Origin of the sequence: Pseudomonas fluorescens, assembly GCF_019212185.1 — a bacterium.
GTDB lineage: Bacteria > Pseudomonadota > Gammaproteobacteria > Pseudomonadales > Pseudomonadaceae > Aquipseudomonas.
Map to the genome: position 1 here is coordinate 3,591,546 of NZ_CP078138.1, position 14,929 is coordinate 3,606,474.

At 63.4% G+C, this 14,929-nt stretch carries 11 protein-coding genes; 2 read left to right on the forward strand and 9 right to left on the reverse strand.

The genetic code is table 11. The features are described from left to right. The first annotated feature begins 223 nt into the window (after positions 1-223). Positions 224-1,945 carry an amidase gene (locus tag KW062_RS16110; RefSeq protein ID WP_105755470.1) on the forward strand — a complete coding sequence of 574 codons (1,722 nt, stop codon included), beginning with the start codon at positions 224-226 and terminating at the stop codon, positions 1,943-1,945. Between the two features lie 50 nt (positions 1,946-1,995). On the opposite strand, the gene KW062_RS16115 is transcribed toward KW062_RS16110, so the two are convergent. From KW062_RS16115 to KW062_RS16130, 4 genes are all read right to left on the reverse strand, one after another. Next, positions 1,996-3,249 (reverse strand): OprD family porin, encoded by a 1,254-nt coding sequence (locus KW062_RS16115; RefSeq protein WP_105755469.1) that lies wholly within the window; start codon positions 3,247-3,249, stop codon positions 1,996-1,998. Positions 3,250-3,341: 92 nt separating this feature from the next. Continuing rightward, positions 3,342-4,646 carry a CitMHS family transporter gene (locus tag KW062_RS16120; protein ID WP_027618292.1) on the reverse strand — a complete coding sequence of 435 codons (1,305 nt, stop codon included), beginning with the start codon at positions 4,644-4,646 and terminating at the stop codon, positions 3,342-3,344. A gap of 122 nt (positions 4,647-4,768) precedes the next feature. Further along, positions 4,769-6,103, reverse strand: a complete 1,335-nt coding sequence (locus KW062_RS16125; RefSeq protein WP_256350789.1) for a dicarboxylate/amino acid:cation symporter — start codon at positions 6,101-6,103, stop codon at positions 4,769-4,771. A 41-nt stretch (positions 6,104-6,144) separates the two neighbouring features. Next, positions 6,145-7,227, reverse strand: coding sequence for a 4-oxalomesaconate tautomerase (locus tag KW062_RS16130; RefSeq protein ID WP_105755468.1), 1,083 nt, complete (start codon positions 7,225-7,227; stop codon positions 6,145-6,147). A gap of 159 nt (positions 7,228-7,386) precedes the next feature. Between KW062_RS16130 and KW062_RS16135 the strand changes: the two genes are divergently transcribed. After that, positions 7,387-8,277 (forward strand): LysR family transcriptional regulator, encoded by an 891-nt coding sequence (locus KW062_RS16135; protein WP_027618290.1) that lies wholly within the window; start codon positions 7,387-7,389, stop codon positions 8,275-8,277. Positions 8,278-8,300: 23 nt separating this feature from the next. Here the strand turns inward: KW062_RS16135 and KW062_RS16140 are convergent, their stop codons facing one another. From KW062_RS16140 to KW062_RS16160, 5 genes are all read right to left on the reverse strand, one after another. After that, positions 8,301-9,107, reverse strand: a complete 807-nt coding sequence (locus KW062_RS16140) for an energy transducer TonB (RefSeq protein WP_027618289.1) — start codon at positions 9,105-9,107, stop codon at positions 8,301-8,303. Further along, positions 9,104-9,550 (reverse strand): protein TolR, encoded by a 447-nt coding sequence (gene tolR / locus KW062_RS16145; RefSeq protein WP_027618288.1) that lies wholly within the window; start codon positions 9,548-9,550, stop codon positions 9,104-9,106. The genes KW062_RS16140 and tolR overlap by 4 nt, the downstream gene beginning before the upstream one ends. 14 nt (positions 9,551-9,564) lie before the next feature. Continuing rightward, complete coding sequence (tolQ, locus tag KW062_RS16150) at positions 9,565-10,275, reverse strand: protein TolQ (protein ID WP_105755467.1); 711 nt, start codon at positions 10,273-10,275, stop codon at positions 9,565-9,567. Positions 10,276-10,372: 97 nt separating this feature from the next. Beyond that, on the reverse strand, positions 10,373-12,289 hold the full coding sequence (locus KW062_RS16155) for a phytase (protein ID WP_256350790.1): 1,917 nt from the start codon (positions 12,287-12,289) through the stop codon (positions 10,373-10,375). A gap of 54 nt (positions 12,290-12,343) precedes the next feature. Next, complete coding sequence (locus KW062_RS16160) at positions 12,344-14,878, reverse strand: TonB-dependent receptor (RefSeq protein WP_105755465.1); 2,535 nt, start codon at positions 14,876-14,878, stop codon at positions 12,344-12,346. Between the last annotated feature and the right edge of the window lie 51 nt (positions 14,879-14,929).

The following is a 14,929-nucleotide window of genomic DNA, read 5'->3' on the forward strand; positions in this document are numbered from 1 at the left end:
AAAGCGTCGATGATATCGTGAGTGGCGCCAGCCTGCTGGCGATGGCGGTGATTCAGGCAAACTGCGGGGCTGCAAATCGCGGGCAAGCCGGCTCCAACATCCGAGGGTACGCAGCCCCACCAACACATCCCACTGCTTCTTTTGCCGTGCGCATGGTGTTAAATACAGCCCCCAGGGTGCGAGCCCGAACCCTGTCGGGTATTACAGTGCAACGAGAACCGATATGAAAAAGCATTTTGAGGTCACCGAGGTTTCCATCGCGCAACTGCGTGCGGCGCTCGAGTCCGGGGCGACCACGGCGGTCGAGCTGGTGGAGGCTTATCTTGCGCGGATCAATGCCTACGATGGCGCCGATACCCCTACCGCCTTGAACGCGCTGGTGGTGGCCAACCCCGAGGCGCTGGCCGAAGCACGGGCCAGTGATGACCGTCGCGCCAAGGGCCAGACCCTCGGGCCGCTGGACGGGATCCCCTACACCGCCAAGGACAGCTATCTGGTCAAGGGCCTCACCGCCGCGTCCGGCAGCCCGGCGTTCGTCAAACTCGTCGCCCAGCGCGATGCCTTCACCGTCGAGCGTCTGCGGGCCGGCGGGGCGATCTGCCTGGGCAAGACCAACATGCCGCCGATGGCCAACGGCGGCATGCAGCGTGGGGTCTACGGTCGCGCCGAAAGCCCGTATAACGCCGCCTACCTCACCGCGCCCTTCGCTTCCGGTTCCTCCAATGGTGCCGGCACCGCCACCGCCGCCAGCTTTGCCGCGTTCGGCCTGGCCGAGGAAACCTGGTCGAGCGGTCGTGGACCGGCCTCGAACAATGGCCTGTGCGCCTACACCCCATCGCGCGGGGTGATCTCGGTACGCGGCAACTGGCCGCTGACCCCGACCATGGACGTGGTCGTGCCCTTCGCCCGGACCATGGCCGATCTGCTGGAAGTCCTCGATGTGGTGGTCGCCCCCGACCCCGACAAACGCGGCGACCTCTGGCGCCTGCAACCCTGGGTGCCGATCCCGGATGTCGATGCGGTGCGCCCGGCCTCCTACGCCGCGCTGGCGAATGACACCGCCGCATTGGCGGGCAAGCGTTTCGGTGTGCCGCGCATGTACATCAATGCCGACCCTGACGCCGGCACCAGCGAGGCCCCGGGCATCGGCGGTCCGACCGGCCAGCGCATCGTCACCCGCGACTCGGTGATCGATCTGTGGAAGGACGCACGCCAGGCCCTCGAAGCCGCTGGCGCCGAAGTCATCGAAGTGGATTTCCCGCTGGTGTCCAACTGCGAAGGCGATCGCCCCGGCGCGCCGACCGTGTTCACCCGTGGCCTGGTGACCAAGGACTTCCTCCACCACGAACTGTGGGACCTAACCGCCTGGGCCTTCGACGATTTCCTCCAGGCCAACGGCGATCCAGCACTGAACCGCCTGGTGGACGTCGACGGCGCACTGATCTTCCCCCACGACCCGGGCACCTTGCCCAACCGCGAAGGCGACCTGGTGGCCGGCATGGACGAATACGTGCGCATGGCCGAGCGCGGCATCACCCCATGGGACCAGATCAGCAGCGTGCCGGACGGCCTGCGTGGTCTGGAACAGACGCGACGTATCGACCTGGAGGAATGGATGGACCGCCTCGGCCTCGACGCCGTGCTGTTCCCCACCGTTGCCGACGTCGCACCGGCCAATGCCGATATCGATCCAGCGGCAGCGGACATCGCCTGGAGCAATGGGGTCTGGGTAGCCAACGGCAACCTGGCGATCCGGCACCTCGGCGTGCCCACCGTCAGCGTGCCGATGGGCGTGATGGCGGACATCGGCATGCCGGTCGGCCTGACCTTCGCCGGTCGCGCCTACGATGACTCGGCACTGTTGCAGTTCGCCGCGGCCTTCGAGTCCACTGGCAGCAAACGCCTGATCCCGCCTCGTACGCCGGCGTTGTCCGACGTCAAGTAAGCCGCACTGCAAGGGCGCTCACTCAGCGCCCTTGCAAGGTCATCCGCCACCTACCAAAGCGCAATGTCGTAAGTGAAATAGATCCGGTTGCTATCACGTCCCCGGGCGAAGTCCGAGCGATACACGTAGTTGCGTACTTTCACCCCCAGCCCCTTGAAGGTGCCGTCCTGCACCACGTAGGCGATCTCGGCATCGCGCTCCCATTCTTTGACCGTACTGTCGGACTTGCCATCGTTGCCACTCAGGTAACGGGTGGAAAAGGTCAATCCGGGTACGCCCAGTCGGGCAAAGTCGTAGCCGTAGCCGAGCATCCAGGTCTTTTCGTCTTCTTCGATGAACTTGCCGATGCCGACGTTACTGAAGGAATACACGGTCGCGCCACTGATGTACGGCAGGCCGGCATCGCCGCTGAGGGTCTGGTAGCCGCCACTGACGGTGTGACCCAGCACGGCGTAGCTGAGCAGGCCGCTGAGCATCTGGTTATCGATCTTGCCGCCGTGGGCAGCGCCCGAATCGGCACTGTTGAAGTAGCGCAGGTCGCTGGTCAGGACGCCCGGCCCCAAGAGCAAGTCATGCTGGATACCGGCGAAATTCTGTCGGTAGAAATTCTCCAGTTCGCCGTAGAAGTAGCTCAGGCGAATGTTCTTGCCCAGCTTGTAATCGGCGCCGGCGTAGCTGAAATCCCCTGACTGATCACCGCTGTAGCCATCGGGCACGATCGGCATACTGTTGCTCGAGTCGCGCAGCTTGAAGCGATCCAGGTAACCGCCGGTGAGCGTCAGATTGGCGATGTCATTACTGGTGAACTGTCCGCCCTCGTAGGTCTGTGGCAGCAGCCGCGCATCGTTGTAGATCAGCACCGGGGTCTTGGGCAGCAAGGTGCCGTACTTGACCGTGGTCTTGGCCAGGCGTGCCTTGGCGGTGACGCCAGCGCTGGAGAACTCACTGGCGGCGCGACCATCGCTGTCAACCGGGAGCAAGCCGGTACCACTGCGCCCGCGCCCGGAATCGAGCCGCACGCCGAGCAGGCCCAGGGCATCCACGCCAAAACCGACGGTGCCCTGAGTGAAGCCGGACTGGTAGTCCAGCAGGAAGCCCTGGGCCCACTCGGTGCGCTCGCTCTTGGCGGTGCGCGCCGCGCGAGCGCTCATGCCGTGCTCGTCGCGAAAGTTTTCGTTGAAGTAGACATTGCGCAATTGCAGCTTGAGCTTGCTGTCGTCGATGAACCCTTCGGCACTGGCGCTGGCCAAGGGCAGCAAGCCCAGCAGGGAAAACACAGTGCCACGGGAAAGCAAATTGCTCATATCAAACCACTCATTGTTGTTATTGAGAGTGCAGGTCGGCGCACGCCTCGATGGCGAGGCGCGTGCAATGTCGGCAGCAGGTGTCGGGTGGATCAGGAGAAGAGGCTGATGGCTCCGGTCAGCAGCGCCAGCGCGGTCACCACCAGGGAGGTGAGCACCGCCCATTTGACGGTGGCCTTCTGGAAGTCACCGATGTCGCGGTCGACCATCCCCACCAACAGCAGGGTCGAGGCCACCAGCGGGCTCATCAAGTGCACCGGTTGGCCAAGGACCGAGGCCCGGGCGATTTCCACCGGGTCGATGCCGTAGGCGGCCGCGGCGTTGGCCAGGATCGGCACCACGCCAAAGTAGTAGGCATCGTTGGACAGCACGAAGGTCAGCGGCATGCTGGTAATCGCCACCACCAGCGGGAACAGATGGCCCCAGGACGGCGGGATCCAGTCCACCAGGGTCTGCGCCAGCGCGTCAACCATCTTGGTGCCGGAGAAGATCCCGGCAAAGATCCCGGCGGCGAACACCAGCAGCACCACGGTCATCGCATTGCCGGAGTGAGCGAGAATGCGCTCCTTCTGGATGTCCAGTTGCGGGTAGTTGATCATCAGGGCGATGACGAAACCGATCAGGAACAGGATCGCCGAGTGCGCCAGGCCCATCACCAGCGCCACCATCACGGCAATCACCAGCAGCAGGTTGATGTAGGCCAGTTTTGGCCGTTTGTGCGGGGTGTCTTCCAGAATCGCCTTGATATAGCAGTCACCACCGCCGCTTTGCAGTTGGATATTACCAATGCGCTTGCGCTCGGCACGCCCCAGCAGGAACGCAGTGAACACCACCCACGCCGCACCACCGATCATGGTCGGCAGCAGGGGCACGAAGTAGTCCCCGGCATCCAGGCCCAGGGCAGCGATTGCCCGGGTTGCCGGCCCGCCCCATGGGGTCATGCCACTCATGATGCTCAAAGACAACATGGCGATGGTCGCGAGGATCATCGGGTTCATGCCGATGCGCTTGTACAGGGGCAGCATCGCCGCACAGGTAATCATGTACGTCGTAGTGCCGTCGCCATCGAGCGCCACCACCAGCGACAACAATGCGGTGCCGATGGCGATTTTCATCGGGTCGCCATTAACGCGTTTGAGGATCTTGCGGATCAGCGGGTCAAACAACCCGGCATCGATCATCAGGCCGAAGAACAGAATCGCAAACAGCAGCAGTGCGGCAGATGGCGCGACCATTTTCAGGCCATCGAGCATCATTTTGCCGGTGGTCCCACCAAAGCCACCGATGACGGCAAAAACGATCGGCACCACCGTCAGCGCGACAATCGGTGACAGACGCTTGGACATTATCAGGTAGGTGAAAACCACCACCATGGCCAGTCCGAGGAAAGCGAGCATAGATTTTCTCTCTTGTTGTTATCAGTAGAATGGCTGCCGTTCAGGCACACGCTCCCCGCTCCGCCAGGCGGCACCTTTCAGGGTGCCGGGCGGTGGGAGTGAGCGAGAACGGGGGGGTGGGTTCAGCGGTTGTCGGCGAGAGGCGCCTTGTCGTGGGGCAGTTGATCCCAAGTGGAACTGACGGGTGTTTCCAGCGGCGCATGCCCCTCGAGGGTGCGCAGCAGGACTTCACGGTCGCAGGCTTTTTCCGAGATGGAGATCACCACCGTGGCCACTGCATTGCTCGCCAGACTGGTCAGCGCGCGGGCTTCGGACATGAAGCGATCGATGCCGATCAACAGCGCCAGGCCGGCCAGGGGAATGTCGTGGATCACCGTGAGGGTCGAGGCCAGGGCGACGAAACCACTGCCAGTGACACCCGCCGCGCCCTTGGACGACAACAGCATGATCGCCAGCATGGTCACCGTTTGCCCCAGTGTCAGGTCGATGTTGCAGGCCTGGGCAATGAAGATGGCCGCCAGCGACAGGTAGATCGCCGTGCCGTCGAGGTTGAACGAGTAGCCCGTCGGCAGCACCAGCCCGACCACGCCCTTCTTGCAGCCCAGCGCCTGGAGTTTTTCCAGCATGCGCGGCATCACCGGCTCGGTGGACGAGGTCCCCAGCACCACCAGGAATTCTTCGCGCAGGTAGCGCAACAGCTTCCACAGGCTGAAGCCGTGGGCGCGGCAAATACCGCCCAGCACCACGAAGACGAAGAACGCGCAAGCGATGTACAGGGTCATGATCAGCTTGGCCAACGAGCCCAGCGAGGTGATCCCGTACTGCCCCACAGTAAATGCCAGGGCACCGAAGGCTCCGATCGGGGCGAAGCGCATCAGGTAGGAGAAAATCTTGAAGACCATGTGCGAGGCCGCTTCCAGCACGTCCAGCACCGGCTTGCCGCGCTCGCCCAGGGACGACAGGGCGAAACCGCAGAGCACCGCGATAAACAGCACCGGCAACACTTCGCCTTTATTAAAGGCGCCGATAAAGGTGTCGGGGATGATGTGCATGAAGAACTCGACCACCCCCAGCTTCGCCGCCGAGTCGGTGTATTGCGTCAGGCCCTGAGTGCTCAACTGCGAAGGGTCGATATTCATTCCCGCCCCCGGCTTGAACACGTACACCGCCACCAGGCCGATGATCAGGCTGACCACGGTCAGGCCGAGGAACAGCAACATGGTCTTGCTCAACAGGCGGCCCAGGGAGCGTTTGTCACTCATGCCGGCGATCCCGGTGACGATGGTGCAGAACACCACCGGGGCGATCATCATCTTGATCAGTTTGATGAAGGCATCACCCAGCGGCTTCAAGGCGATCGCCTGTTGCCCCCAGAAGTGGCCGACGACCACGCCCAGCACCACGGCGCAGATGATCTGGAAGTAGAGCGACTTTACAACTTTCATGGCATCACCCATTTTTGGAATTGTTCTGATGCGGCAACCAAGGCGACGTCTGGCTAGCCAGCACGTCGACGTGTGGACCGGGCGTAGACGAAACCGGAAAACAAGCGGCGGGCAGTCCGCACGACCGAGGCACGGATAGTGTCGCCGTTGTCGCCGGTGTAGGACAGAACTACATCAATCCCACCGCCAGGGTGTTCAATTCGTACATGTTCCAGTCGGGGCTCACTGACCCCGCCCAGCAGTTTCGCCACCACACTGCCTTCAGTGACACAGGCGGTGGCCAGGCCGATCGAACCGGTGATGGCCAGGGCGCGGTGGCAGTTGTGCGGCATGAAGTAACGCACCTCGAGGGTCCCGCCATTGCGGGCCGGGGACACCAGCACCGGCTTGGGGATCACCTTGTCACGCACATCGCCCAGGCCCATGGCCAGCCCGGCCTTGAGGCGCAAGGACTCCAGGCGACGGAGAAATTCGCCATCGGCATCCAGCTCGGCCGGGCTTTCGTCGCCGCGTTTACCCAACTGGCCGGCCTCGACAATCATCATTGGCATGGCCATGTCGATGCAGGTCACGGCAATGCCGTCGATCAGATTCTGCGGCTGCCCCGTCGGGAACAGCTTGCCGGTCTTGCTGCCCACCGCATCGAGGAAGGTCAGTTGCACCGGTGCGGCGGTGCCAGGTACGCCGTCGATGGCGGTGTCGCCGTCATAGCTGACCTTGCCCCGCGGGGTCTGCACTTCGGAGTGAATCAGGGTGCCCGTATTGAGATTGCGGATGCGAACCTGGGTGGTACCGACCTTGGCCTTGACCAGGCCCTGCTCGATGGCGAATGGGCCGACCGCACAGAGCATGTTGCCGCAGTTGGGGGCGGTGTCGACGCGGCGCTGGGAAACCATGACCTGGACGAACAGGTAGTCAACGTCGGCGTCAGGGTGCAGCGACGGGCTGACAATCGCCACTTTGCTGGTCTGCGGGCTGCCACCGCCGATGCCGTCGATCTCCAGTTCGTGGCCGGACCCCATCAGGTTCAGCAGCAGCTCGTCACGTTCGGCAATGGCCACTGGCAGATCCCATGCGAGAAACACCGGACCCTTGGAGGTACCACCGCGCATTAACACACAAGGAATTTGTTGCATGAACTCTGACTCTTGTTGATCAATCGGGATAATTGATGTTCTGGACACAAGAGTGACAAAGATTGAAAAGTGTTTCCAATGCAAAGATCAGAGCTATTATTGCGTTTGACGAATGAATTAAACCGACTGGCGTATCAGGCCCTACAGGTATGACTGCACATGGATTACGAACTTCAAGATATCCGTTCCTTCGTAAAAATCGCCGAGCTGGGCAGTTTTCACGAAGCGGCTGACGCACTGCACCTGTCCCAACCCGCCTTGAGCCGGCGCATCAAGAAGCTCGAAGAAGGCCTCGGCACCGCCCTGCTCGACCGCACAACACGCAAGGTCAGCCTGACCAGCGTTGGCCGGGATTTCCTGCCCAAGGCACGGCGCCTGCTGGATGACTTCGACGATTCGATTTTGAATATCCGCGAACTGGCCGAGCGCCAGATTGGCCGGGTGACACTGGCCTGCATCCCCACTGCGGCGTTCTACTTTCTGCCGTCAGTGATTCGCCTGTACAACGAGCGCTACCCGAAAATCCGCATCCGTCTGCTCGACCTCAGCGCCAATGAAGGCCTGGAAGCGGTGCTGCGGGGCGAAGCCGATTTCGGCATCAACATGATGAGCGGACAGCACCCGGACATCGAATTCGTGCCCCTGGTCAACGAACCCTTCGTCCTCGCCTGCCGGCGCGATCACGAGTTGGCCGGGCGCAGTGCGGTGACCTGGTCGGAACTCAGCGATTACCGGTTGATCGGGGTCGGTCGCCTGAGCGGCAACCGCATGTTGCTCGACCACGCCCTGTCCGGCTTGAGCTGGCGTCCGCAGTGGTTCTACGAGGTGCAGCACTTGTCGACGTCGCTGGGTCTGGTGGAGGCTGGTCTCGGCGTTTCGGCGATGCCCAGCCTGGCGATGCCGACGGTGGATCACCCGACCCTGGTCAGCGTTCCGTTGATCGAACCGGTGGTCAATCGCTCACTCGGACTGGTCTACCGCCGTGGTGCTTCGCTGTCTCCGGCTGCCGAAAAATTCGTATCGATCCTGCTGGAACAGTGGCCGCAGTGACGCCGTCACGTGCTGCCCTGCCCTCACTTGATCCGATAGTGAAAGGTATTACGCACCGCCGGCACGGCCACCGCCTGACCGTCGATGATCCGTGGCTGGTAGCGGAAGGTGTTGGCCGCCGCCAGTGACGGGCGGATGAACAGCGGATGGCAACCGTCCAGCACCTTGGGGTTTTCCACCTTGCCCTGGGGATTGACGGTGTACTCCACCGAACAGTCGCCCTCGAGGTTTTTGTCCAGGGCGCGCTGCGGATAGTCCGGCGCCTGCTTGCTCAACGGCAGGTATTGGCGACTGTCCGCCAACGCTTGCTGGCGTGAGCGCTCGGCTGCCGCACGAGCCTGTTCGGCGCGCTGTGCCTGCTGCTGAGCCTGCTGTTGGGCCAGTTGCTGTTGCTCGGCGTCGCGCTGGCGCTGGTCCTGTACCTCTCGCTGGCGTTGTTGCTCCAGCTGTTGCTCGCGTTTTTTCTCCTCGACCCGCTTGCGCGCCAGGGCCGCCTGTTCGAGTTTCTGCGCCTGGACCTGTGGATCGACGCGCGGCTTGACCGGTTCCGGCTGCGCGACAACCGCTGGCGCTGGCACCGGTTCCGCCAGTACCGGTTCGGCCACCGGCGGTGTCGGTACGGGTGACGGCGCCAGCATCACCAGTTGGGTGTGCAACACCGCAGGCGCGGCGGGCGTTGGCGGGCTGACCGACCAGGTGTGCATCAGCACCGCCAGTACACCGCCGTGCAGCGCCAGCGCCAGGCCGGCCGCCAGGCTGTTGCGCCGGAACTGCGCGGGCACGCAAGGCCGCAGATTCAGGCTCGGGGACGACAGAATCATGCTGGTCATTGTGGCGCCTCGGTCACCAGTCCGAGATTGCTCACCCCACCCTGTTGCAGCGCCGCCATGGCCGCCACCACGCTGCCGTAGCCGGCGTCCTGGTCGGCGCGGATGTAGACCTGAGTGTCGCTGCGCGCACTGACCACCTGGGCGATCTTGCCGCGCATTTCTTCCAGAGTCACCGCGCTGTCGGTCTGGTGCTGGGTGTCGAGTTCGCCGCCGAGGTTCCAGTAATAGCCACCCTCGGCCTTCACCGACAGGGTCAGGATCTGTTGTTGGCTGTCCGTGGCCAGGGCTTCACTGGCGACCTTGGGCAACTCGATCTTCACTCCCTGGGTGAGCATCGGCGCGGTGACCATAAAGATCACCAGCAGCACCAGCATCACGTCGATGTAAGGCACCACGTTCATTTCGGCCTTTGGCCCGTGTTTGCGTTGCGGCCTGACTAACATCTGCGTTCTCCTGCTCAGGCGGCCGTGGCCAGGTTCAAGGCGCTGCCGTGCAACGTGCGGTGCAGGCGCACCTGCAGCTCATTGGCAAAGGCGTAGTAACGGGTGAGCAAGGTCTGGCTGCGTGCCGAAAAGCGGTTGTAGGCAATCACCGCCGGAATCGCCGCGAACAGGCCGATGGCCGTGGCGATCAACGCTTCGGCGATCCCCGGGGCGACGGTGGACAGGGTTGCCTGTTGCACCTGGGACAGGCCGAGGAACGAATTCATGATCCCCCAGACGGTGCCGAACAGGCCGATGTAAGGGCTCACCGAGCCCACAGTGGCGAGAAATTGCAGACCTTTTTCCAACTGGATTTCCTGCTCGCTAATGGCCACGTAAAGCGCCCGCTCCACCCCTTGCTGTACCGCCTCGGCACTGCCGCCGGTGGCTTGGCGCAAGTGATTGAACTCCTGGAGTCCGGCCTGGAAGATCGGCTCGATACCGGCATCGGCATCCGTGTTCTGCGTGCTTTCGCGGTACAGCGGTGCGAGGTCCGCAGCGCCGCGAAAGCGCTGGAGGAAGCCGTCGAGGCGACGCTCGCGGCGCTTCAACACGCCGCTGCGCACCAGGATCAGGTACCAACTGAGCAACGAGGCCAGCAGCAAGGTGAGCATGACGGCTTTGACCAGCAGACTGGCGTCGCTGATCAAGCCCCAGACGGTCATGTGTTCGAGTGTGGCCTGCATGGTGAAACTCCTTGTTGGGCGTCCCTCGCGCCGCTGCTGTGCAACGGCCGAAGGGCTATTCGATGAAATACAAATGACAGGATGATGACGGCCGCGATCAGGGCAGCTTCAGCGCCCGGGTGACCTCGGCCCAGGGCACGAACTTGAAGTTCTGGGTTTGCTCGGGCATGCGCTTGCGACCGTCCTGGACCACCAGCATGCCGTGGCTCCAGGCACCGCCGAGGTTGACCGAGGTGACTTCCAGGCCGTCGGTCTCCGAGGCACCATCGATCCCGGCGGCGGCATTCAGGCCGACCCGGAACGCACCGCGAGCGGCGAACGGCGGTTCGGCATCCAGCACCAGATAGCTGTCGTTGCCCTGGCTGGAGATCACCAGGTAGTCCTGGCCGCTGCTCTGGTACAACGCCAGGCCCTCGACATCGGCATGCAACTGCAGCCCGACCTTGATCACGCTGCTCAACTGCGCCGGCTGATCGGCGCGGGCGTCCACTGCCCACACGCCGACATCCTCCTCGCCGATAAACAGGCGTTGGCGCTGATCGTCGGCGACGCAACCTTCCGGCTGGCTGTCGACCTTGAACTGGCGCACCAACTCGCCCTGCACCGCACCGTTTGGCGCACTCAGGCGGTACTGCAGGAAGCTGCCGTCCTTGCCGTTGGCAATTGCGTAGATCTCGCCGCTGGCCGGCTGGAACAGACAGATGCCGTAGATTTCCTTGAGCGGGGTCGGAATCTCTCCGGCCTCGCGCAGCTCGCCACTGCTGCGGTCGATGCTGAACAGGCTGAGGCTGTTGTGATCGCGATTGCTCGCCACCGCGAGGTCTACCGTCTGCGCGCCGAGCTTGAAGTTGGGCCGCACATCGACGTTATTCAGACGACCCACTGGCAGCTCCTGGAGCAGCTTGCCTTGCAGGTCGTAAGCCAGCAGGCCTTGTTTCTTGTTGGTCCCAAGCACCCGGCTGAGGTCCGGTTGCTGCGGATGAATCCAGATCGCCGGATCGTCCGCGGCATCGCCCTGACGCCCTACCGGTTCGCTCTGTACCAGGGCCGCGACATTCGGCAGCACCGGGGCCAGGGGCACCGGCTGGGGTTGCCAGTTCAGTTCGCCCTGATACAGGCGCCCGTCCTCATCGTCGCGCACCAGCAACTGCAAGCCGTTGGCAGTGGCACGGACGGCGAGGTTTTCCGGTTCCTTCAAACCGCTGAGGGCGATGGCAGGCTGCGCTTTCCAGGCGTCGTCCTGTTGCTGATACAGGTGCAGTTGCGCGGCCTTGGGGTCGAGGCCCAGCACCCCACCGGGCACCAGCGCCATGGCACCGGCTTGCTCGGCCAGGTCACCAAAGGGTTGGCTCAGCGCAACTGGCAGGCGCAGCACATCGGCTTCAGCCTGGGCTGGATAAGCCCACCACCCGACATTTTCTTCATTGACCAGCAGTTGCCCGGCGCCGTCGTCGACCTGACAGAACTGCGCCGACGGCGGCAACGGCAGGCCGCGCACCCGTTGCGCCTGCGGGTTCAACTGCGCGCCATTGCCCAGCAGCCACTGCTCGCCCTTGCCCTCCTCGCCCACCAGGAACAGGAACACGTTACTCGCCTCGTCGCGGTACAGGCACACGCCGTTGACCGGGAAATCCCGCTGCGGCAGGTACAGCGGCTTGCCCCAACTGCGCGCCTGCGGATCGAGGCTGACCAGCACCGCCTGCTGGCGCTGGCTGTCGAGGCTGGCCACCAACACTTGCTGGCCGGCGGCGCGACTGTCCAGGGTACTGAAGTTGCCGGGCAATTTGGCCAGCGTCTGGCCCTGGCCGTCGAGCAACAGCAAGCCGTCGCCGGCGCTGATCGCAAGGCGCTCCGCACCGGCCAGGCCCGGCACAAAGCTCGCGGCCTCGAGCTTGAGGTTCGGCGCCCAGGGTTTCAGGCTCAGGCTCGGGGCGGCGGCCAGCGCCTGACCCACAGTGAGGCCGATCAATGCGGCGAGCAGGCCGCGCTTGGGTATTAACGAAAGAGTCTTCAACGGGGCAAATCCTTTGTCGTGCAGGCATCGGGGCAACGCGCGGCGGCCCATGGCTTAGAAGTGGGTAAAGGTCAGGCCGAGCTTGAAGGTCGGGCCGTATTCTTCGTACTGGGCGTTGTAGGGGCGGTGGCCGGTGTAGACGAAGTACGACTCGTCAGTGAGGTTCTGCGCCTCGAAATTCAGCTGCAGGTTCTTGGTCAGGGCGTAGTTGGCGCTGAAGTCGACAAAGGTCTGCGAGTCGACGTGCAGGTCGTGGGCGGCGTCGTTGATCGCCGCCAGCTCATACAAATAGTCGGACTTGTAGTTGGCCGACAAACGCAGGCTGAGCTTGTCGTTCTCCCAGCCGAGCATCAGGTTGCCGACGGTGTCGGACTGGCTCGGCAAGTCGATGCTGCGTTTGAGGTTGCGTCCGCTGGCAGCGTCAAAGCCTTCGATCTCGGCGTCAGAGCGGCTGAAGGTGGCGTTGGCCCCCAGCAGCAGGCCATTCCACGGTGCCGGCAGCCAGTCGAATTTCTGCGAGTAAGCCAATTCCAGGCCGTATAACTTGGCGCTGTCGCCATTGGTGAAGGTGTGGGCCTCGGAGAAATTGACCCAGGCCCCGGTGCCGGCGAGGTCGGTGTTGTAGACGAAGTTCTGGATGTCCTTGTAGAACACGAACGCCGACACCGTGCCCGCACGCCCCATGTAGTGCTCGATGCCAAGGTCGAGGTTGCTCGACTCCAACGGCTTCAGATTGGGGTTGCCGAAGGTCGCCTCGTCATCCTCGATGACAAAGCCCGGCGCCAGTTGGCCGAAGGTCGGGCGCACCACCGACTTGGTCCACGCCGCGCGCACCTGGGTGTTCTTGTCCAGTTGATAGCGCGCATGCAGCCCCGGCAACCAGTGGTGATAATCACGTTGGGTGTCAGTGGCGCTGAACTCGCCATCGTCGACCCCGGTGCCCTTGGCCTCGAACTCGGTGCCCTCGTAGCGCATGCCGACGATAAAGCGCCAGTCGTCGAGGTCGAGGGTGTTCATCAGGTAGCCGGCGTTGATGTCCTCGCTCATTTTGAAGTCGTTGACCCGCGATTCGGTCTCGTCGTAAAAGTCCGCACGGTCGAGGCTGCCAATCAACTGCTCGATGCCACTGCCGCTGATGCCCGGGCCGAAATTACCGAGGCGGTAGTCGACCTTGCCCTTGCGCAATTGGTTGAGATTGAGCTGTTCATCGCTGAACCCGAGGTCGGCGAAATCCTCGTAGACCCAGGCGTCAAGGTCGTTGTCCTTGTCCCGCCGGCTGAGCTTGCCGCCGAACTTGAACTGCGAGGCGTAGCCGTTGAAGTCGTATTCACGGGCCAGGTCCAGGCGCAGGTTCTTCTCGGTGTCGGTGGTCTTCTGTTTTTCCCAGTCGACCTTGTCCAGGCTGAAGTTGCTCGGGTCGTAGAAGCCTTGGCCAATGATCGGCCGGGGCTTGTCGCGGTCGTAGAAACCACTGTCGGTGAAGTCGTCGGCGGCGTCGAAGGCGGCATTGGCGATGTGCCCCGGACTGTCTTCGCTGGAGCGGCTGTAGCCGGTCTGGCCGCTGAGGGTCCACAGCCCGAGGGTGCGTTCGCCGCCGAACACATACGACTGGATCTCCTGGGTTTCCTCGCGCTGCTTGAGCTTGCGCTTGGTTTCGGCATCGCCCAGTTCACCGGCCGCCAGCGGGTCGGCGAACTCGATGCTGGTGGAGTTGCGCGTCTCGCTGTCCTTGTAGCGGCTGTACAGGGTGCGCAGGTAGTAGCTGCTCAGGTCGTCGGGCTTGTAATCGAAGTTCAGGCCGCCGCCGCTGCGTTCGCGGCGGATGTCGTAGTCGCGTTGCTCGAACTCCTGCAGCCGTGGCCCCCCTTCGAAATCCCAGGCGCCACCGGTCTCGACGTTATCCGAACCGAAGTCGCGCTTCTGCCAGCTCAGTGCCGCAGCCACGCCAAAGTTATCGATGCCGTCGCCCAGGCTGAAACGATCGCTGACCGCCCCGGAGAATTTCGGGCTGGTCTGGCGGGTGTTCTTGTCGTAGCTGGCCTCGCTGCTGCCGGTGTAGAACAAGCCTTGATGGTCGAAGGCGGAGAGGCTTTTGACGTCGACCGTGCCACCGAGGGAGTTGGCGTCCATGTCCGGGGTCAGGGTCTTGATCACCGACAGCGATTGCACCAGCTCCGAGGGCAATACATCGAGGGCCACCGCGCGGCGCTCGCTTTCCGGCGACGGCACCAGGGTGCCGTTGATGGTCACGCTGTTGAGGTCCGGCCCCAGGCCGCGCACGCTGACAAAACGGCCCTCGCCCTGATCGCGCTCGATGCTGATCCCCGGCAAGCGCTGGGCCGCTTCGGCGACGTTCTCATCGGGCAACTGCGCCATGCCGTCGGCGTGCACCACGCTCTCGATGCTGTCGGAGGCGCGTTGCTCCTTGAGTGCCTGGCTGATGCTCGCGGCCTGCCCCACCACATCGACGTGTTCGGTCTGGCCGGCGGCCTGCAGGCGCTCGCTGGCAATCGCCAGGGCCAGGGCGGTCAGGGTAAAGCTGACGAGCCCGGCGGTGCCGCGATGGCGGTGGCTGCTGCGCTGGTACATGGTGGTCCCCCCAAGAGTCCGATGACGCCAGGCAAGAGGCCCGGCAACTGG